Origin of the sequence: Gottfriedia acidiceleris (assembly GCF_002128425.1) — a bacterium.
Classification (GTDB): domain Bacteria; phylum Bacillota; class Bacilli; order Bacillales; family Bacillaceae_G; genus Gottfriedia; species Gottfriedia acidiceleris.
In genome coordinates this window covers 140,386-162,257 of record NZ_NESS01000004.1, presented here as the reverse complement: position 1 = coordinate 162,257, position 21,872 = coordinate 140,386, and the positions used below count along the sequence as shown (strand labels likewise).

Annotated in this window: 17 protein-coding genes and 1 riboswitch; of the genes, 11 read left to right on the top strand and 6 right to left on the bottom strand. The window is 31.9% G+C overall.

What is annotated here, in order from left to right; translation table 11 throughout:
- The first annotated feature begins 755 nt into the window (after positions 1-755).
- Genes B6K90_RS09340 through B6K90_RS09325 form a run of 4 tightly spaced genes read left to right on the top strand, consistent with a single transcriptional unit; the run spans position 756 to position 3,932 of the window.
- Positions 756-1,526, top strand: a complete 771-nt coding sequence (locus B6K90_RS09340) for a hypothetical protein (protein WP_088012472.1) — start codon at positions 756-758, stop codon at positions 1,524-1,526.
- Between the two features lie 53 nt (positions 1,527-1,579).
- Positions 1,580-2,155, top strand: a complete 576-nt coding sequence (locus B6K90_RS09335) for a hypothetical protein (RefSeq protein ID WP_088012471.1) — start codon at positions 1,580-1,582, stop codon at positions 2,153-2,155.
- Positions 2,155-2,727 (top strand): signal peptidase I, encoded by a 573-nt coding sequence (gene lepB, locus B6K90_RS09330; protein WP_088012470.1) that lies wholly within the window; start codon positions 2,155-2,157, stop codon positions 2,725-2,727. Before B6K90_RS09335 ends, lepB begins: the two co-directional genes overlap by 1 nt.
- Positions 2,728-2,753: 26 nt before the next feature.
- Positions 2,754-3,932: a hypothetical protein gene (locus B6K90_RS09325; protein ID WP_088012469.1), complete on the top strand. Its 1,179-nt coding sequence runs from the start codon at positions 2,754-2,756 to the stop codon at positions 3,930-3,932.
- A 96-nt stretch (positions 3,933-4,028) separates the two neighbouring features.
- On the opposite strand, the gene B6K90_RS09320 is transcribed toward B6K90_RS09325, so the two are convergent.
- The 3 genes from B6K90_RS09320 to B6K90_RS09315 form a co-directional block, all read right to left on the bottom strand.
- The gene (locus tag B6K90_RS09320) at positions 4,029-4,349 is read right to left on the bottom strand and encodes a helix-turn-helix domain-containing protein (protein ID WP_088012468.1); all 321 of its coding nucleotides are present in this window, start codon (positions 4,347-4,349) and stop codon (positions 4,029-4,031) included.
- A gap of 62 nt (positions 4,350-4,411) precedes the next feature.
- Positions 4,412-4,549 (bottom strand): anti-repressor SinI family protein, encoded by a 138-nt coding sequence (locus tag B6K90_RS23680; protein ID WP_167555324.1) that lies wholly within the window; start codon positions 4,547-4,549, stop codon positions 4,412-4,414.
- Positions 4,550-4,584: 35 nt separating this feature from the next.
- A riboswitch (cyclic di-GMP riboswitch) is annotated at positions 4,585-4,715 on the bottom strand.
- 456 nt (positions 4,716-5,171) lie between these two features.
- The gene (locus B6K90_RS09315) at positions 5,172-5,693 is read right to left on the bottom strand and encodes a sigma-70 family RNA polymerase sigma factor (RefSeq protein ID WP_088012467.1); all 522 of its coding nucleotides are present in this window, start codon (positions 5,691-5,693) and stop codon (positions 5,172-5,174) included.
- Positions 5,694-5,996: 303 nt separating this feature from the next.
- On the opposite strand from B6K90_RS09315, the gene B6K90_RS09310 reads away from it, so the two are divergent.
- Positions 5,997-6,530 (top strand): competence protein ComK, encoded by a 534-nt coding sequence (locus tag B6K90_RS09310; protein ID WP_088012466.1) that lies wholly within the window; start codon positions 5,997-5,999, stop codon positions 6,528-6,530.
- Between the two features lie 116 nt (positions 6,531-6,646).
- On the opposite strand, the gene B6K90_RS09305 is transcribed toward B6K90_RS09310, so the two are convergent.
- Together B6K90_RS09305 and secA2 are read right to left on the bottom strand one after the other, a co-directional pair.
- The gene (locus tag B6K90_RS09305; RefSeq protein ID WP_088012465.1) at positions 6,647-7,555 is read right to left on the bottom strand and encodes an accessory Sec system S-layer assembly protein; all 909 of its coding nucleotides are present in this window, start codon (positions 7,553-7,555) and stop codon (positions 6,647-6,649) included.
- Positions 7,539-9,923, bottom strand: a complete 2,385-nt coding sequence (gene secA2 / locus B6K90_RS09300; protein ID WP_088012464.1) for an accessory Sec system translocase SecA2 — start codon at positions 9,921-9,923, stop codon at positions 7,539-7,541. Before secA2 ends, B6K90_RS09305 begins: the two co-directional genes overlap by 17 nt.
- Before the next feature lie 281 nt (positions 9,924-10,204).
- On the opposite strand from secA2, the gene B6K90_RS09295 reads away from it, so the two are divergent.
- Together B6K90_RS09295 and B6K90_RS09290 are read left to right on the top strand one after the other, a co-directional pair.
- Positions 10,205-11,851 carry an outer membrane protein assembly factor BamB family protein gene (locus tag B6K90_RS09295; protein ID WP_088012463.1) on the top strand — a complete coding sequence of 549 codons (1,647 nt, stop codon included), beginning with the start codon at positions 10,205-10,207 and terminating at the stop codon, positions 11,849-11,851.
- A gap of 199 nt (positions 11,852-12,050) precedes the next feature.
- On the top strand, positions 12,051-12,629 hold the full coding sequence (locus B6K90_RS09290; RefSeq protein WP_235821763.1) for a YARHG domain-containing protein: 579 nt from the start codon (positions 12,051-12,053) through the stop codon (positions 12,627-12,629).
- Between the two features lie 130 nt (positions 12,630-12,759).
- On the opposite strand, the gene B6K90_RS09285 is transcribed toward B6K90_RS09290, so the two are convergent.
- On the bottom strand, positions 12,760-14,142 hold the full coding sequence (locus B6K90_RS09285; RefSeq protein WP_088012462.1) for a M48 family metallopeptidase: 1,383 nt from the start codon (positions 14,140-14,142) through the stop codon (positions 12,760-12,762).
- Between the two features lie 246 nt (positions 14,143-14,388).
- Between B6K90_RS09285 and B6K90_RS09280 the strand changes: the two genes are divergently transcribed.
- The 4 genes from B6K90_RS09280 to B6K90_RS09265 all read left to right on the top strand — a co-directional run bounded on the left by B6K90_RS09280 (position 14,389) and on the right by B6K90_RS09265 (position 21,833).
- A complete protein-coding gene (locus B6K90_RS09280) occupies positions 14,389-15,687 on the top strand; it encodes a TcaA 3rd/4th domain-containing protein (RefSeq protein ID WP_088012461.1) in 1,299 nt (432 codons plus the stop codon).
- Positions 15,688-15,949: 262 nt separating this feature from the next.
- Positions 15,950-16,510, top strand: coding sequence for a lysozyme family protein (locus B6K90_RS09275; RefSeq protein ID WP_235821776.1), 561 nt, complete (start codon positions 15,950-15,952; stop codon positions 16,508-16,510).
- 333 nt (positions 16,511-16,843) lie between these two features.
- On the top strand, positions 16,844-20,068 hold the full coding sequence (locus B6K90_RS09270) for an SH3 domain-containing protein (protein WP_167555323.1): 3,225 nt from the start codon (positions 16,844-16,846) through the stop codon (positions 20,066-20,068).
- Positions 20,069-20,195: 127 nt separating this feature from the next.
- Positions 20,196-21,833, top strand: coding sequence for an Ig-like domain-containing protein (locus tag B6K90_RS09265; protein WP_088012458.1), 1,638 nt, complete (start codon positions 20,196-20,198; stop codon positions 21,831-21,833).
- Positions 21,834-21,872 lie beyond the last annotated feature (39 nt).

The window sequence follows — 21,872 nt, the reverse complement described above, 5'->3', positions numbered from 1 at the left end:
ATTTCAATAATTTTTTTAGAATTAGATAATTTTTTTTAAAGATTAATATAAATGTAGTACAAGAAAATAAACCAAAAGAAATTTAATAATTTTAGGTTTTATTACTTTAAAGATTTAGTACTATAAACTAAATTTTTATATAAACTTTAATAGATAAAAGCTATATTTAGCACCAATCGAATTGCGAGAACAGTTGGGGTTACACAATAGTTTTTAATTCTAGGCTGTAAAATTTAGCACCCGATATGTAATGTAGTTTAAAAGTACATTTACATATTGGGTGCTTTTTTGGTTCGATTGGACCTACTCATGTTGAATTAGAACGATTAGGTAAGTCCTTTCACTAGTCCTCGGTTATTTCTACAAATTTCTACATTTTTGTTATTCGCATGTAAATCCCTATTACAAAAGAACTAGTACTTAATCCCGGTTTTTCCACTGAAATATGACACTAAATTGAGACTAAAAAGTATTTACGTCTGTGTAAATTCTAATTTTATATGTAAAAAGTACTAATAAATAGAGTAGTAGATAGTAAAGTTCTGTTTTGACAACAATAAATAACGAATAAATACAATTTTTGTCAAAAAATGATATAAAAAAATGATAATTATGATGTTTTTTGTCGTAATAACACTTTTTATAAGGTTTCAACTCAATTGTTAGATTATTTAGTCTTTTGTATAGTTAAAATGTATACGTTCTCATAGAAGAACAAAATACAAACTATATACATTTTAGGGAGCGAGAAAGAAATGAAAAAAGTTAAGAGTAAAGTTGTAATAGGGATTGTATCTGCTGGTTTAGTTATTTCTGGAGGAATTGCATTCGCAAGTACTAACGCAGGGGAGTTATTAACGAACTGGGCTAATTCGAAAACTTCTGATGCGAAAACAGATCTTTCTTCATCATATAAATCAAAATATGATACTTCTGTTGCAGATATGAAAACTGATGTAAATAACTACAAAGTTGATGCTGCAAACACGATCGAATCAGTAGGAGATGCTCAAACAAAATTAGCAAATCAACAAATTAGTGCAGCGTTAAATGAACATATTACTGCAATTTCTGAAGCTATGGCAGCTTTAAATATGAGTATTCCAGCTGATTTTGCTAACTATGTTTCAACAACAAATGGTAAAACAACATCTGATTTAAATGCTTTAGCAGATACATTAAACAGTAGCTTTAACGCGCAACTATCAGCGGTTGCTAAAGGTGCGGATTCAAAACTTCAGTCTAATTTAAATTCGTCTCGTACATCAGCTGTGAGCACTTTAACGCAAAAAATTAATGATGCTAAAACTGAGATTTCTACTTTAATTAATGGACAATCATCTGATTCTGAAAAAGCTGTATTAGAGCATTTATCATCTGAGATTGCTCGTATTGAAGCTTCACTTAAAGCTGAAATTGATGCCGAAGAAGCTGCTTCTATCAAAACTTTAGAGGATACACAAAAGCAAACTGTTAGCAATGCAACTAAAGAACTGCAAGATTTAGTAGATGCAATTAATAAGTAAGAAGTAAATTCCTTAAAAGTTTGTTTTTCATTGTAGTCATTGGGAGGTAAATTATGCAGAATAATACTGAAAAAACTAAAAAACAAACATGGATCTCCAAAAAATTTAATAAGCTTTTAATTGGATCTGTTACGTTAAGTGGCGGGTTACTAATTGCAACAACGTTTTCATTTGCTGATACGAATTTACCAGCAGCAATGACTGCATGGACAAAAAAACAAACTCAGGAAGCAAGTGATTATATTATTAGCATGACAGAAGCAGAAACAATAAAGCAAAAAGCACGCTTAGTTAAAGAAGTGCAAGAAAAGTCTTATGAATCTGCAGAAGAAATTCAACAATATGCAACGCAAAAAAGCTTAGAATCACAAGAAGAGCTTCAAAGGTATGGAGATCAATTGATCAAACAAATAGATAGTAAGAACGAAAAAGATGTACAAGAAGCAAAAGCAAGAATTGATAAAATAATACAAAATGCTCAGGAGCAGGCAAAAGAAGAAATTAATAAGCAGGTTCCTAAGGCAAATTCAAATAATGGAAATAAATCCAATGAAACATCAAATTCGAAAAATGATGATTCACAAAATACAAACAGCCAAGATCAGTCTAGCGGGGAAGGTCAACAGTAATGAATGCTTCAAAAATTGAAGAACAAAAAACAGTAGAAGATAAAAACGCAAAAAATATTGGTCAGTCATTAATAGAATGGATGAGGTTCTTTCTTATTTTAAGTGTTCTTTTAGTAGTTTTACTAAATACAGTTGGACTTACAAAAGTTAGCGGATTTTCAATGTACCCTACTTTGAACGATGGGGATTTAGTATTTGTGAATAAATTAGCTCGTTACACTCATGATCCTGAACTTGGTGATGTTGCGATTATGAAATTACAAGCTGAAGGATTTGATGTTGTAAAACGAATTATTGGAGTTCCTGGAGACACTGTTTTTATAAAGAATGGAATTATTTACGTAAATAATGAACCAGTGCCGGAAATCTCGACAAACGGGACTTCTGAAGATATGGAAAAAATAACGGTTCCTAAAAACAAGATATTTGTTGTTGGTGATAATCGAGAGCCGGGAATAAGCTTCGATAGCCGAAGTAAAGATTTTGGATTTATACCTATTAAAGACATTAAGGGTTATGTACTTATTTCAATATTACCTATTCATAAAATTGCGAAACCACTTAAAGTGTAATCTGTCTAATGGAGGCACGAACGAAAATGGAGAAGAAATCAATTAAAAAGAAAGTTGTAGTCGGTATATTGGCTGCAGGAATTTTAACAACAGGTACAGCATTTGCATCTACAAATGCTGGGGAATTATTTACAAATTTTGCCTCTCAACTATTAAAGGACGCGCAATCAACTGTAAGTAGTACATTAGGTGCGAAAACTTCAGATGCAATTGGTGCGATGAAAGATCGATTAGGTTCTTTGTTATCTAACTCAGAAGATGGGGTAAATAATAAACAAGGTGAATTATCTCAAGCGGGAGTTAATACAATTAATGATCAGTCGAACGAACACGTTGAAGCGATCAACAACGCTTTAACGGGCATTAAACAAAATACGCCAAACGAATTTACTCAATTAGTAGATCGACTAAATGGACAAACTACTAGTGGAGTTGAATCTGAAGTAAACGGATTAAAACCAGACTTCAGTTCACAAGTTGCAAACGGTAAACTATCAATAACTGCTGAGCAAGCAAAGGCACTTGATGCTTTAGAAGAGGAATTAGATAAAGCGAAAGCAAGTTTAGCAGAATTAATTGAAGTACAAAAAAACACTAGTGATGCAAAACTAAAAGACTATTTAGCAGGTGAAATTGCTAGAATAACAGATGTCATTAATACTGCAACAAATGATTTAGAATTTAAAAAATCAAAAGCATTAGCTACTAAAGCGACAACAATTAAAAACGATACGATTAGCCAGTTAGATGCTATTGTTGGTGATGTGTATAAGCCACAAAACAGTACTTTAGAAGATTTTGAGGGTGCAAGTTCACCTTTCTCTATTTCTGGTGATTGGGAAAGAATTAAATCAAATATAGATGGGAAAACTGACTATTATTTAATTAGCAATAATATTTCTAATAATAGTTCTTCTACTGCTGAAGTGACAATTAATGTACCGGATAACGCTTATAACGCATTCTTATCTTTTGATTATTTAGTTCTTTCACAACTAAATAAAGATATCTTAACAATTTCATTAGATGGCGATGTTCTTGTCGATGCATCAGGAACAGATAACCACTGGTCTAAAGTAAATCTTGGGGTTAAACCAGGTAAACATGTGTTAAAACTTACGTATGCTAAAGATAAGTCTGGAAGTGCAAGCAAAGATGCTGGATATATCGATAACATATCTTTAAAATATGATTTACGTAAATAAATAATAAGAAGGGCACTCTCCGTTTGAAGAGCGCCTTTCTTATCTTTGTGCAAAAAAAACCTTCAAATTAAAATGGAAACATTTTAATTTGAAGGTTTATTTGCCTTGCTTATACTTATTAAACTCAATAAATTTTATTAATTCATCTTTTGGTATACCTGAATTAATTGCTTCTTGAAGGATGTCCATCCATTCAGAATCAATTATTTTTGTTGGATCAATATCATCTTTCAGGAGGCTTTCTGCCGTTGTATTGAAGACGCCAGCAATTTTTTCAAGTACTTGAATTGAAGGATTGCTTTGTAGATTTCGTTCAATCGAACTTATGTAAGATTTTGCTATACCAGCACGTTCTGCAAGCTCTGTAAGTGACATTCCATGTTGTAAACGTAGTTTTTTAATTCGTTCTCCAATCATATAAGCTACTCCATATCTTTTTGACTATTACAAAAAGTATATCATAGTAGGGAGTAGTTCCTCTAGTTTTGACATGAATCTTTAACGCAATTGTAAAGAAATGACCGCACTTCATCAGGACTTATGCCTACTTCAATGCACTCTAGTAGTAAGTCGATCCAGTTTAATTCGGCAGAATGATTTTCCAATTCACTGTACATGGATAATGGCCTCCTAAAATTAAGGTATAAAATACCTAGGTAACCCTGCTATCTTAGTTCGTTTAATAGTTAAAAAATACAGTGAACCAGTGCTTTTTCTCTATATTTACAACTAAGATCAGTGGCTTTGCGTCCCAATCTCTCAATTGGTTTGCCTTTTTCTAGAGAGAGTTCCGATATAATTATTACAATTTTTAAAAAATTTATAAAACAATTATATAATGAATCCAATACGTAGTTTGTAGGAATTTGTAGTATCAAAAAAAACAATAACATTAATAATATTTCAATTATATTAAATACATTAGATAAATCAATGAGTTTTTTCACACTTGAAATATTTAAAAAAATTTTACGGAAAAAAATTTCGACATTTGTTGAAAAAAATGTCGAAACATCGATATCACTTGGTAAAATTTAGTAATTTTAGAATAATATTAAAGTCTAGGCCAAAATGGAAGAAAACGTTAAAAATGTGTAAAGTTCTACTTAAAACGGCACGGTTTTAAAATTGGTGAAAGTAGGAGGAAAGTAATAGGTCATTTGAATGGGACTGGACTTGTGTTTGGTTGACTAAAAAAAATAAAGTAATCAAAAATTAGATTACTTTATTTTTTACACTTTATTTTGACTCTCTTAATCTTTTTAATGCATAACGATAACTAGATCGTACACTGGATTCTTTCATATTTAAATATTTTGCGATTTGAGGAAACTCGTGATTGTAATAGAAGCGTTTAATTAGAATTTGCTTCTGTAAGGGGGAAATACCATCTAGTAAACTTATAAAATTAACAAGTGAAAACGCCTCTTCACAATATATGACATCTTCTATACTGTGCTCGAGGACTATGTTTCGTTCATCGTATTTACTTGCTTTGGATAACTCATTTAGTAAATAGCCTCTTACTGTAAAAAATGCATAAGTTGAAAAGCTCCCTTTCTCACTTTGATACTGTTGATAAGCCGTCCATAATGCTATTTGACCAATTTGATAATATTCATCAAAGTTTTTATATAAATGTAACTTCTTCATAATTGCTTTTATCATTCGGGAATATTGGTTTAAGCATTCCTCAAATGTATTTGGTTTCAATTTTCCTGAAAAAACTTGATCATCTACATGTTCTTCACTACGTTTCATACTTACTGCCTTTCATAAGGCATGCCCTTAAGTTTATTCCGCGGTGAAGTAACTATATATAAATATAAGAAATATATCATATTTGGAAACATGAATTAAAAGTAAAAAAAATAAAGTGAAATTTGAGTATTGAATCTAAAACTTCAAATTTTCCAGAAAGAATCAAATGAAATTTTATGTATTTATATTTTTAAAAGAAGTAAAGTTTACTAAAACACTAGCAATACGGTCATAGAAGTTTCAAAAATACGGAAAGATAATTTTGATATAATCGATATGTAAAAATCCTCAAAGGAGGCATATATGTCAAAATTAGATTATGTCGTATCATATGAAACAATGTTGATTGAAGCTGCAGATCACCCAGAGTATTTAACGAAAATAACAGATAAAAACAAAGGAGTAATCTATTCAAAACGGCCAATGAGAGCAATCTTGAAAGAATCCGCCCTCTACCATAATCAATCCATTAAAGGTCATCTCGAAGTCGTAAAAAGTAAATATCCAACTATGAAAAAGATTCCTCTTATGATTAATCCCGCATTATCAATTATTATGATTCCTACATCTTCGCAAAATAACATATCTTGCAAATGGCTAAATTTTATCCAAATAAATAAATATATAAAAGAAAAAAGAAAAACAAAAATACAGTTTAGGAATGGGGAAGAGAGGATCTTGCCAATTTCTTATTACATTTTTGATAAACAAATCAGTAAAGCCACAAAGATAATTAGTATGTATTTAAGTCAGAAAGTAGAGTATAAACTAAAATCAGATGAAGAAAAGTTAATGATGATTAAGGAGTTAATAGAAGGATATTCAGCTGATGGGTAGGTTAAAGGCAAGTAATTATTTTAAGCAGGGGCCAGGAAATACAAAAAGCAGGCCTCAAGATCTTACTTGATCAAAAATCCTGCTTTTAAACTTTGGAATCTAGTCTTTATTCTGCCTTAAATAACTTCTTGATCTGGTATTCTAATTGTCCATTGTGAGAACTCTTTTATTTCTACTAGTTCTTTAGGGAAGATAAATGTCCATGGTTTACTTGTATTAGCATGGAGTGTTAATGGTGGTAATGTGAATAAACCTTTTGCAATTATTTCGCCATTTTCATTTAACAATTCTAGTGGTAGTAATTCTAGATTAACTGCTTGTGTTGATCCATTTCGAACTAAAATATTAACTCCTAAGTTTCCATCTTCATTATAGCTTGCTCTTAAAGCGTGTAAGCTTACTTCATTTATACGTAATTTAGGTAAAGAGTTTACAAGATTGCTTAATTCTGCAATTTGTTCGTCATTAAGTCGGCCTTCCCATGTTGGATCGATATCTAATCTGTGGATAGTTTTTGATAAATCAAATGCTAACTCAAAGCCTTTTTCAGGCAAGTCCTCTTTTAGTAAATACTCTCGTTCAAATACAAATCGCCATGGGCGGCTACTGCAAGGAGGCATTTCGCCAAGCTCTTCTAATCTAAATCCCTTTTTAGCTAATAGCTCTCCTTCTTCACTAATCAATAATAGAATAGCATCCTCTAAACGAACTAATTTTTCTAAACTGTTACGAACGAATGCTGTAACAGTTGCACTTCCGTCATCATTGGTTTCAAGTTCGATTGCAGATAATGACAATTGATTTGGTTTTAAAGGAGAAAGCTCGTTATTTAAAAATTGATAAACATATCGTTTTTCATCTTCAATATGCATTAGTGGATGAAATGAAATTTTAGGAAAAATTTCAACCATTTCGTTTTCTTCAACCTGAACTGCTTGATCAGTAGATGTTTGTTGCAATAAATCACTCGATGAAACTGTTGAATCTTTACCCATTTGTAATAAACGCTTAATCGATGATAACATTTTGTTTTTCTACCCCCTGTGGACAAGATAATTCTTGAAATGTTGAAGCAAGACTTGCTGATATTTCTTGTTGTATCGAGTTATAAGTATGTTCAAACAGAGTGAATCCATCAAATTCATATAGTCGAATTGGATCTTCTTGTTGATACTGTCTTAAGTGTATCCCTTCAATTAATTGTTGTAAATGTTCTAAATGTTCAGTCCAATACAAATCTATAGTACTTAATGCCATGCTTTTTAAAATACTAATAAGCTTAGATTTTTTCTCTTCCTCTATACCACGTAATACATCTTTATATACTGAAAAAGCTTCTTTGACGTTATGCCAAATCTCTTGTTCATTATTAAAATGTTCAACATCTATTCGAAGGGGTGGTATAAGTTGTTCAAGTGCTGTTTTTCCTGCAAGTGGATCCCAATCTTCAGGTGTACTATCTTTAGGATAGAATTGCATTAATAAGTGATCAACAGTTTCTTCAACTTGACCAATAAACCAGTCTATGCCAGTTTCATTTTGTAAGAAATTATTTCTTAATCTATAAATAATACGGCGATGTTCATTCGCGACATCATCTAATTTAAGCTGCCAATTACGAACTGAGGACTGATTTCCTTCGCAATACTTTTGTATAGATGTAACAAACTCTTGTATTGTAGAGTTTAGTACCTTTCCAAATTGATCAACTTGTAGATTCTTATATAATTTCTCTAGCTTTACTGGATTATGTCTTACAAATAACTCATCCTCTAATGAAAGATAGAATTGAGATGAACCTCGGTCTCCTTGTCGGCCAGCACGTCCTTTTAATTGTAAATCTATGCGCACACTCTCATGACGTTCGGTTCCAATTATGTGAAGACCTCCTAGATCTGACACACCTTCAGCTAGTAATATGTCAGTCCCTCGCCCTGCCATATTGGTTGAGATGGTAATCATACCTATTTGACCAGCTTGGGCAATCATCTCTGCTTCTTCTTCAACATTTTTTGCATTTAAGAGCTGAAATTTTATCGATTCTTTTTCTAATAATTCTGCAAAAATTACAGATTGACGAATGGAGGTTGTACCAATTAGAATTGGTTGTCCTTTTTTATTTCGTAATTTTATATCGGCCAGAACTGCCATGAGCTTTTCTTCTGTTTTATCAAATACAAGATCCTCGTGGTCAATACGAATTACCGGTTTATTAGTAGGAATTTGAATAACTTCCATGTTATAAACATGTAGGAATTCTTTTGCTTCTGTCTTTGCAGTTCCAGTCATGCCGGAAAGAATAGGGTACATACGGAAATAATTTTGTATTGTTACAGACGCAACGGTATGATTTTCTTCAGTTGTTTTTAATCCTTCTTTAGCCTCGATTGCTTGATGGAGACCGTTACTTAATGAGCGTCCTTCCATAATTCGGCCGGTAAATAAATCAATTAGTTGAATCTCACCTTCGTGAACAATATAATCAACATCGCGTTGAAATATTACATTAGCTCGCAATGCGTTATGAACATAGTGGAAAAGTGTTGTATGTTCTAGCTCATATAAATTTTCAATCATAAAGGCTTTTTCAATCTTTGAAATACCTACTTCAGTTAAAGTAATTGCCTTAGTTTCTTCATCTAATAAATAGTCCCTATCTTTAATAAACGTACTTATAAAGCGCGCACATAGCGAGTATAAGTGTGAATGTGCAGGTTTTTTTTCTGCAATAATAAGTGGTGTTCTTGCTTCATCTATTAATATTGCGTCAATTTCATCAATAATTGCATAATGATATGGGCGTTGAACTTGTTCCATTAAAGAGGTGGCCATATTATCACGTAAATAATCAAATCCGAATTCTGTTCCGATTCCATAAGTAATATCTGCTTTGTATGCAGCTTTTTTAGCTTCTAAAGTTAAATCGGGAATGTTCAAACCTACAGTAAGACCTAAAAATTCATGAATTTGACCAATTTGCTCTGCATCACGTCGGGCTAAATATTCGTTTATGGTAATAATATGTACACCTTTTCCTTCTAGCGCACGAGTATAAGCAGGTAATGAGGATACCAATGTTTTGCCTTCACCAGTTGGCATTTCAGCAATATTTCCATCTAGTAAAGCAAGTCCACCGATTAATTGAACATCATAAGGGCGCATCCCTAAAACACGTTTTGATGCTTCACGCACTAGAGCAAAAGCATCTACCGTAATTTCATGAATAACAGCTTCGTTATTAGATATTTTTTGCTTCAATAGATAAGTAAATTCACGCAAAGACTGATCTGTATGACTTTCAAAGAATGGCTCCTTTGAATTTATCTCTTGAACAATTTTTTCATACTCCTTTAATTTCCGATTGCCAATTATTTTTTGCAAAGTCTGGATCAAGGGTGTTCCCTCCTGAGCTGGTAATCTATCAAACCTCTTCTTTAAATGTATCATAAGTTATAACGTACTCAAGATGTAAATAGTTGGAATTTATCGAAAAGATTGAAAATTAAACTGTCAATACTGGTGTACTAGGTTTTAGCATTCAAAATGTTGCTATCGATCTTTAAGTAAAAATAACTAGATGATTTCAAGATGTGACAAAATGCTTACTTCCTATTATATATAATCTTAGTAGTTTCATATAAATAGTCTACTAAGATATGAGGGAGAGAGCTTAATTGAAGACAAAGATCGGTATAATCTTTTCTGCTGCAATACTTTTAACAAGTATATTTAGTTCACCATCGATGAAACATAGAAGCACTAAGCATGAGACTAATTTAATAAGTAATAATGAAGTAAAAGCTGCAACAAATCAAAAGAGTAGAGGACAAGTAACAGTTCAAAAAGTCGCGACAAATCAACAAAAATGGGAAGCACTTCAACTAAACCCACTCCCAAGTAGTAAAAACTTATCTTATAGTTTCAGTAATAGTACAAAAGTTTTTACAAAGCCTTTCCCAGAGCAGTATCAAACTATTAATGGAATACTGAGCTTTCGAGGCGGACCCTTCCGAAATAATGCTTCGATGGGAACGACAGTTATTTCAAAGCAAAAGTTAGTTAAGAGCTGGTCTTTTCAAACTTCTTCTTCATCTGGATGGGGCGGGGGCTCAGGATGGACTGGTCAACCTAGTGTAATTGAATGGAAACCACAAGAACAAAAAATTATGAATTTATATTCTCAATTTAAAACAAAGTCGAACTTTAAAGAAGTAATTTATGGCTCTTTAGATGGAAGAGTTTACTTTTTAGATTTGGCAACAGGTAAAAAAACAAGAAATCCAATTAATATACAAAATCCAATTAAAGGTAGCGTGGCTCTTGATCCACGCGGTTATCCTCTTTTATACGTTGGACAAGGTATACCACAAACTGGAAAAATAGGTATGAGGATTTTTAGTCTAATTGATGGCTCTCAACTAGCATTTATTCCCGGAATTGATTCTTATTCTTTTCGTGGATGGGGAGCATTTGATGGCTCAGCGTTATTTAACCGGGATGATGATGCTATGTTAGTTGGCGGGGAAAATGGATTAGTTTATTTTATAAAACTAAATACCAAATATGATCCAAAGGTTAAAAAGATAAATATTTCTCCAGTAATTTCAAAATATCGATATAAACAAAAAAATAATTCATACCAAGGAATTGAAAATTCAGTAGCGGTATTCAAAAATATTGCATATTTCGCTGATAATGGAGGTGGTATTCAAGCTTTGGATATTATTAAGAAAAGGCCAATTTGGGCAAATAATGCATTTGACGATACTGATGCGTCAATTGTTATTGAGAATTCTAATGGTAAACCCTATTTATATACAGGCTCCGAAATTGATAAACAAGGCACTAAAGGCTACGCACGTATTCAAAAATTAGATGGTTTAACCGGTAAAGTAATTTGGGAGAAAAAAATACCGGGTTATTCGATAAAAGGTAATCACCCTGTTAACGGTGGGCTGTTAGCAACACCAATTGTTGGAGTTGGTCCATTAAAGGGACAGGTTATTTTTAATATTTCAAGGTATAAAAAAATAAATGGTGGCTTACTAATTAGTTATGATACTGTTACTGGTAAAGAAAAATGGCATTTGGACTTACCTAGTTATGCGTGGTCATCGACGGTAGCAGTATATACAAAAGATAGTAAGGCTTACTTAATCCAAGGAGATTCAGTTGGTAACTTGTACTTAATTAGTAGTAGCGGAAAAATTGTTAATAAGATTAATCTAGGTGCCAATATCGAAGCTTCTCCAGTTGTAGTTGGACAGCAAGTAGTCGTAGGAACTAGAGGAGGTAAGTATATTAGCGTCAATTTACACTAAATATAGTGGTGGATAATCCCTACTTTCATTTGAAGAGTAGGGTTTTTTTGTTTGTTTGATATAATATTTTTTAAAACGGTCTTTTCAATTGTGTTAATAACATATTAAACTTGTATTAAAATAATAGGATTTTTTATAAAATGATTAGATAATATTATGAACCTACTTAATTATAAATGTATTAGAGGAGTGAAAAGATTTGGCTTATAAGGCAGAAGATAAAGTTGAAAGTCGTTCAGAACATAGAAAACTTAAAAATAAGGAAGATGGTTTTATTAATAAACGATACTTTTCGTTGATACTCTCGATAGCTGGAGTACTTATAATAGGTGCTACAGCAGTATTTTATGTTTATCCAAAAATAATGAATGATGGTAATATTCCCCCGAAAAATGCTTATACAGAGACTGTAGCGAATAAAGATGTAAAAAAAGTTTCAAATAGTGAAAAGAAAACTGAAACAAAATCTAAGGAAGTCGCTAAAGAAACTACTACTAAGGAAGCAAAAGCTACCGATGCAGAAAAGCAATCAAAAGATTATTTATTACCAGATAGTAATAGTAGAAAACTAACGAATGCAGATCTAATTAAATTAAATCCAAATGATTTGCGTATAGCCAGAAATGAAATCTATGCTAGGCATGGTTTAGTATTTAAATCTAGTGACTTGACGATTTATTTCACTTCTAAGTCATGGTATAAGCCTAATCCAGCATACGGCGGAGAGCTAAATGATGTAGAAAAATATAATATAAATTTAATTAAATCAAAGGAATAGTTAGAAAAGTTTCTTAAATTGTATCAAGTTATGCATTTAAGCTATTAAAAAAAGCAAAGTTCAGTGATTAATGAACTTTGCTTTTTTAATATCATACAATGCCTATGATAAGAAAATTCTTGTGTATGTCTTATAGTTTAATCTCGGTTCCTTGACTATCAAACCATTTTAAGATTTTCTTTGCTCCATTTTCCTCTGCGACTTCTCTTACTGTCATTCCATCCACATTCTCTATTGATAAGTCTGCACCTTTCTTAATAAGGTACTGGAATGTAGTTAAATCGTCTACTTCATAGATTGTATCAAAAATAGGGGGCTCTCCAGCATTGTCAGGCTGGTTAATATCTGCTCCATATTTTAGTAGTAAGTCAATTGCTTCTTTGTCTCCCAAAGCAGCAGCACAGTGTAAGATTGTCCAATCATCTGCATCTCCTATAGAAGGATCAGCTCCGTTATCAAGTAATAACTTTACCATCTCTAAGTTAAGATGGTCCTCATCAGTATATGAAGTTTTGAGAAGTGGGGATTCGTGATCACCATTCAATTCATTTACGTCTGCGCCTTCATCAATTAACTCTTTAACTTGTTCAATATCATTATCAAGAACTGCCTGTGTTAGAGGTGTTTCTGTAGCTAAGTAACCATCAACGAATGATTGTGCTAGTGGAATCGCTTTTTCTACTAATAAACCTGCACCGACTATAATTCCGACTGACAATGCGAATATCATTACAGCAATCCCGTATACGCGTTTTGGTGTTTTAAATATAATATCGCTCTCTATATTATTAAAATGATATAAAGCATTAATACGTTTTGGTAAAGTGGGATGGGACATTAATCGTTCACTTAACCAAATTAAAAATCCTTTTTCGTTGCTACTATTTAATAAATATTCACGCTGATCAATTCGTTGATAATATTTGCGACCAACTGCTAACATTGTAAGTGCTTGAGTCGATGCTTCAAAATCATTTATATAATGACTAGCCATTCGATCACTTGTATACTCGCATGCACGAGAATAAGCCGAACCTAAAAAAGGAATCCAATTTGCAGGCAATACAACCGCTTGTTTTAAAATATGGTTTCGTTTAATATGTGCAAGCTCATGTGCAATCACGAAATCAACTACTTTTGGATTTGATTCCATTTCTTCGAATAGATCTGAATATAAAACAATCATATTTCGTCCAAAGAAACGTGTAGCAAAGGCATTTAATAGTCCTCCAGATTGGATTACATAAACATCCGGTAGAAAATAAAAGCCCATTTCCTTTGAAATCTCTCTTGTTCTCAAATATACTTCTGGAAATTGTTTTTCAGTAATCTTAACGCCATTTATCCGTATGTGGGCAGTAAAGATTAAATGGGCAAAGAGCGGTAAAACTACTAAAATTCCTAAAATAATAAGACCAACACCACTAAAAATAAGTAATAAATAAATTGGAATACTAGTAATTAAAAGTAATATAAAATAAATCGATTCTTTCCGATTAACTAACGGCTTCAATTTCTCTCCTCCTATATCTCAATTCTTTTAGTTTAACAATTAAATGGATAGGATGTCATACATATATTTAAGAGAAATGAAACCAATTACTTCCACTAAATTATAAAAAAATTTCTTTTTACCCTTTAATTAAAAAATAGTATGATAGACTATAGTTTACCTTTTTTAAGTATTTATTTAGATTCAGTTTATATATTAAAAACAAACATTTTATAGAATGAAAATTTAAGGGGAAGTTAAAAATAAATGGAAACTCAGTTAAGAGAACAAAATTCCTTGTCAAGAGCGGGTATACGAACAATGCGAAAAAAACGAATACCTAGTTTTAAAAGAAAATGGATGTTTATTTTTATACCAATTATTGCGATATTAATTACACATTTAACATTAAATTACTTGAATTCACCTAAAAGATTGGTGAAGATTTTTGATAAAGCTGTGTCAGATAATAATTATAAAGAAGTCACACATATGCTACAAAAAGGCGGTACTGGAGCATCTTTAGATGAAGACTCAGTGATCGCATTTATGGATTACATGAATAGTAATGACATGTTAGATAAAGTAGACGAAATGGTTCAAAATAATTCAGTGATTAATAGTAAGTTAATAGATAGTCGTGGAAATTATGTGCTTTCAATAAAAAAAGGTAGTAAATTTTTAGGGATTTATCAAACCTATTTAATAAGTGCCCAACCATTTGAATTAAAGATTTCTTCGCCAATTGACGACATTGAACTAAAATTAAATAATCATATTACACATTTGAAAAAAGACGAGTACGAAACAACATACCACAAAATTTTACCAGGAAAGTACACTATGGCTGTTTCATATAAAGGTATTTATAGTGATATTAAGGACGCAGTTGATATTGATTTTTCAGCTGCTTCAAAAAATAGGTTATCTCAGGAATTAACCTTTAATGTTAGTTATGTACAAATTTACTCAAACGAACCTGATGCTGAACTTTTTGTAAATGGAAAAGACACTGGAGAAAAAATAAGTGAACTAGATCGATTTGGTCCGTTTTTATTAAATGGTAAAACTGTTGTTCACGCTGAAATTGAAAAGAATGGTAAATTATTTAAAACGGATGATATTCCGGTTACAGGAAAATATGTGGATTTAATGTTTGATACGCCAGTTGAAAATCCAGACGAGACAGATGAAAAAGATGGTTTCTTTGCAGGACTTAACCGATTTTTTGATAAATATTTACCTAGTCCTAAGCCTTCTTCTGATTTAGAAGAAAACCAACTAATCAACGGATTGTTTAATCAAAATGGCCAAGCATTCTTACAGTCTAAGGAATATCAAAACAAAATTAAGAAAAAGGATACAACTCAAAAACTCACAAGTTTTTCTATGAAAAATTCAAAGCAAGATGATTCGGGCATGATCATTACAACAAATGAGACGTATGAGATAACTGATAAAAAAGGTAAAACTAAAATGAAATCGTTTGAAATTACTTATCACTTCTCAAGAGAAAATGATGAGTTAAAAATGGATCGTATAGTTGAAGTGAAAGAGATAAAATAAATTATAGTAAAAAAGTCCAATTGCAGGTTGGACTTTTTTTATGGCTTCGGAGTTAAAGGAAAAGCCATTTTTTAATATAAGGGGACTGTTATAAGAAATATTTCTTTTTTCACATTTTAATGTCAAATATATGTAGTTTTGACACATTGCTTTTTTAAATATGAATATTCGTTATAATGTATTAAAGAGAAATGTTTGGAGGTAATGAAAAAGAATAGAAATGTGGAAATTTATTAAAAGACTTCTTTTATTTACACTTCTAATGTCAATTATAGGGTTATTTGCGATCTATCGTTACTATTTCCAAGATGTGTTGAAATACGAAACACAAGTTTATACCGAATTAAAGACGTCTGATTTAGAAGAATACACTCCTTTATTACTAGGACTTATGATGCAAGAAACGAAGGGTAAAGGAAAAGATCCAATGCAGGCTTCAGAGTCACTAGGACTTGCAAAGGATACTATTCAAGATGCTACAAAAAGCATTCAGCAAGGGGTAAGTCACTTTAAAGACGTATATTCTTATGGTAAAAAACAAGGCGTTGATTTACAAACTATAATACAAAGTTACAACATGGGAATTGCATATATTGATTTTGTAAAAACACATGGCGGTAAACATTCAGCTCAACTTGCTAAAACTTATTCTTTATCGATGGTAGAGACGAATCCTGAGCTTTATACGTGTAATAATAATAAGAAAAATTTCAGATATCCATATTGTTATGGTGACTTCACATATAGTCAAAAAGTAATGAAAAAAACAAAGTTCTTTGAGATTTTAGTCCCACTTAAACATAATATTGCGGGAAAACCATAGTCCATGAAGGAGAGCTAAATGTCTTCTTTATGGGCTTTTTAACTTTTTTTTAGAATTGTGTCAATTTTATTACAAAATGGTTGTCGTTTCGATAAAACAAAACAATTTCCATTTTTTACCGATATAATTATTGAACAAAACAATTCAAATTCTGACATTTTATGACTTATACTTAACTTTAGTGTTTATTTTTTTGTTAAATTAATTGTTTTTGGAACTTATAGTTTATTTATTTTACTAGTTTAATAGAATTTGACTGTTTTATTCTATGGTTTAAAGTAAAAATGGTAGGAAAGGAAAGTAAGATACATGAAGAAAATGGGAAGAGTCCTTTTGGTATCAACAGGGATTTTAGTAGGCACCTCCAGCATTTCCTGTCCTAATGTTGGTTTGGAAACACCAAAAGCGAGTGCAGCAATCGTAAATATTAAAACGAAGTATCAATCGACAGCAAATCTCAATTTAAGGCAAGGTGCAGGTGCAACCTATAAGTCACTGTTGACGATTCCAAAAGGAAAAGTAATTACTGCAACACAGAAAAATGGTAACTGGTATAAAGTAACCTACAGTGCAAAAACTGGTTGGGTAAATGGTACCTATTTAAAGGAATATTATACATATACTACTCAAAGTACGGCTTATTATCTTACAAATAAAACTACAAAGCTATATCCGACACCTGATACAAAAAAAGCTGCAGTATATACTGTAGTTGCAAATAATGGATTTAGCAGTACTCAAAAAGTAGTAAATAGCATTGGCCAAACTTGGCTCCGCGTCAGTTATAATGGCAAAACATTATATGTAAATAGCACTGATGTTACGAAAAGTACTGCAGCTACATTTGCTCAGACAGAGTATAAAGCAATTAAAATGGCTGGTCTATATCAATCATTTGGAAATTCCTCTAAAGTTCTAGCGAAAATTCCAATTGGTACTATTGTTTCATCATCAAAACGAGTTGGTAACTGGTATTACGTTACGTTTAATGGAAAATCAGGTTATGTTTATATAAGTAACTTTACTAAAGTAAATAATACATATATTACTCAAAGCACGGCTTATTATTTAACAAATAAAACTACAAAGCTATATCCAACACCTGATACAAAAAAAGCTGCAGTATATACTGTAGGTGCGAACAATGGATTTAGCAGTACTCAAAAAGTAGTAAATAGCATTGGCCAAACTTGGTTCCGAGTCAGTTATAATGGCAAAACATTATACGTAAATAGCACTGATGTTACGAAAAGTGCTTTAGCTACATTTGCACAGACAAAGTATAAAGCAATTAAAGTGGCTGGTCTATATCAATCATTTGGGAATTCGTCTAAAGTACTAGCACATATTCCGATTGGTACCGTTGTTTCATCATCAAAACGAATTGGTAACTGGTATAACGTTACGTTTAATGGAATAACAGGTTATGTTTATATAAGTAACTTTACTAAAGCAAATGAAATAAAATATGAAACAACAAGTACGGCATATTATTTTACGAAAGCAGTTTCTAACTTATACGCAACTCCAGACGCTACAAAACCTGTAGTCACTACAGTTAGTGGAGATAATGGCTTCGCTTCAACTCAAAAAGCGACAGATTTGGTAGGGAAGATCTGGTATCGAATTAATTACAACGGACAAAATCTTTATGTTAAGAGTGAAGATGTAACTGCAAATAGTTATACAACATTTACAACTACGAATTATAAAGCACTTAATGCAACTTATTTATATCAATCGTTCGACAATGCATCAAAACAGCTTATTCAAATTCCAAAAGATACTGTTCTTCCGATTAGCAAGAAAATTGGTAATTGGTATAACGTTACGTTTAATGGAAAAACAGGTTATGTTTATATGAGTAACTTTACTAAAGCAAATGAAATAAAATATGAAACAACAAGTACGGCATATTATTTTACGAAAGCAGTTACTAACTTATATGCAACTCCAGACGCTACAAAACCTGTAGTAACTACAGTAAGTGGAGATAATGGCTTCGCTTCAACTCAAAAAGCGACAGATTTGGTAGGGAAGATTTGGTATCGAATTAATTACAACGGACAAAATCTTTATGTTAAGAGTGAAGATGTAACTGCAAATAGTTATACAACATTTACAACTACGAATTATAAAGCACTTAATGCAACTTATTTATATCAATCGTTCGACAATGCATCAAAACAGCTTATTCAAATTCCAAAAGATACTGTTCTTCCGATTAGCAAGAAAATTGGTAATTGGTATAGTGTGAAATATAACGATGTAAATGGATATGTAAGAGCAGGAGATTTCGGAAAAAGCGATGTCGTAACGATAACTAATATAACAGATACGACATATATTACGACTTCAGATTTAAATTTACGTCAAACGTATGATGCAGCTTCACCATTGCTTACAGTAGTTCCGGTTAATATGGTTTTAGTAGTGACTGATAAAACTTCAAATAATTGGTATAAGGTTAGTTACAATGGGAAAACGGGATATGTTTCAGGATCATATATCAAACAAGTAAAAACTGGTGACCCATTGACATCAAGAGATAGCTACCAGTTTATTGATCTGCGTACACCATCGACTGTAACTGCTACGCAAATTAATAACTATATTGCTAGTAAGGTGAAAAGTGGCGTTCTGAATGGTCAAGGACAATTATTTGTTGATGCTGGCAAAAAATATGGTGTGAATGCTCTTTATTTAGCAGCTCATGCAATTCATGAAAGTGGATTTGGAACTTCCCAAATTTCACTAGGAAAAAATAACTTATTTGGATTTGGCTCATATGATACAACACCATATATAGCATCATACAAATTTATGAGTGTACAAGAAAATGTAGAATATATTGCACGCTCAATAAAATCAACTTACTTAAATCCAAGTAACTGGAAATATCATGGTGCATACCTAGGTTTTAGTACAAAAGATATGAATAATGTAAGAATGGATGCAGCGAGTGAAGGGATGAATTTTTATTACGCGACTGATCCAAACTGGGGTGCATTGATTGCTCAGCATATGCAAAAAATTCTTCCATTTGATAAAGCGTACTATGATAAAGCTCAACCAAATACTACGATTCCTGGTAGTCCATCTACTCCTGTTGGTAGTGATATATTCCCTGCTAATATCCAAGCGGTTGCAAAAGGAAACATCGATCTATACAATGCAAAAGGCGATACGAGTAAAGTAAAATCGATAGCAGCTAGTACAGCTTTCCTTCTTCTTGAAAAAACAAATAATTATTGGATTAAATTATCAATTGATGGAAATGTATATTGGACAAACAGTATCAAGTTAAATGCATATAGCCAAACTTTATCTGTTAAAAACTTAGGTAGAACAACTGATGTAGTAAATGTACGCTCAACTGCAACTACAGCTGAAAACAACATAATCAATACGTTAAACCTTAATACTTATGTAAGTATTGTTACAAATACAGATGGTACTTTAACAATGGATAGTACAAAAAAATGGTATAAAATCCAATTGCCGAATGGTAGCTTTGGATGGGTTTCTTCAAAATATGTTAAACAAGAATTAAAATAATTTTTTAATGGCTCAGGAAAAACTGGGCCATTTTTTTATGAGATTTATAGAGAAATAGAAAGTTAAGAAATGAAATATGATAGAATAGATATATTGTTTCATATTTAGGTAGATTGGAGAATAAACAATGAAATCTTTTTTACTGAAATTTGGCTTAGTAACAGCTTTAACAGTAAGTTTGTTTAATGGAAAAGCTAGTGCAGAAACAAACACAGCTTGGGCTACGAAATGTGGCGATGCTAGTAAAGTGAAATCACCATCGAATCAACAAATTAATTGTTTGCTGACTTACGCTGCAATTAACGCTGATATTCCGCCTGAGGTCGTAAAGACAGTTGCGTGGAGGGAATCAGGTTGGAAACAATCAAAATTGGCATCTGATGGTGGAATTGGTATTATGCAAATTACAAATCAACCTAGATATGATCAGAAGAGATTAAAAACTGATATTGCATATAATATTCAAGCTGGTGTTGAGATTTTAAACGAGAAATATAATTGGAAAAATCAAGATGGAACGTACAGATTACCAAGAATTAAAGATGCAAATCGTCATATTATTGAAAACTGGTATTTTCCCATAATGGCCTATAATGGAATAAAGCGGGTTAATAGTCCGATTATTAAAACACCGGGAGCTAACTATGGCAAAATAAATACTACTGCCTATCAAGAAATTGTATTAAATTTGCTTGAAATGCAGAGTTACTTAAAAGATGAAGATGGTCCAAATATTTTAGCAAGATTCCCATTCACGACTAGTGATTTTGATTACAGTCCTGATAGTGATGAGGATATTGTATTCAAAACTCCGCTTTATACAATAAATAAAAGCCTTCATGAATCGCCATTTTTTATGAAAAAGGGAGATATGGCGTACGTTACGGCGGATAAAGTTAAATTCCGACCTGACCCAAATACTTCGAAAACCGAATTAGAAACACTTGCTAAATACACAACCGTAACAATTTATGATGTATTTAAGTTTGATACAAGTAACGACCATAACCAATTCGTTTGGTTTAAAGTGAAAAATAAAAATGGAAAGATAGGCTTTATTCCATCTGCTTACCTTAATCCTATGGTAACTGGGGTTGCTAACGGAGCATTCTATAATAAAGACGTAAAAATCCATGTTAATGAGGCAGTTGCGACATTAAATGGAACTCGTATTAATAATGACTATTTAGTTTCAAAAGCGGGCAGTTATACACTTTTTGTAAAAGGTTCAGTAGCGAATACAACTATCAACTTTACGGTCGATAAAACAAAACCTACCACACCTACAATGAATACAGTTTCAGATCAATCAACTACTGTAACAGGATCAGCAGAAGCAGGTTCTACAGTTAAACTATATATTAATGGCAAGCTTCAAAAAAGCACAACAGCTGCTTCAAATAAAAGCTACAAATTTACAATTTCAAAGCAAAAAAGTGGAACGACAGTTAGTGTAACTGCTACTGATAAAGCTGGAAATGTAAGTGCAACAAAGTCTTTAAAAGTATTAGATAAAACACCACCAGCTCTTCCAGTTGTTAATAAAGTTACTTCAAAATCAAAAACTGTAACAGGTAGTGCTGAGAAATATGCTTCGGTGAAGGTTTATCGAGGAAGCACATTAATAGGTCAAAGCTCAGTTAATTCTAGTGGTAAATTTTCTGTGTCAATAAAAGTACAGAAAGCAAACACATATTTAAAGGTTTATGTCATTGATAAATCTGGAAACAAAAGTAATGCTCGTACAATTAAAGTTGTAAAATAGTTAAAATGTGATGCGATAAGAGTATTTCTTATTGCATCT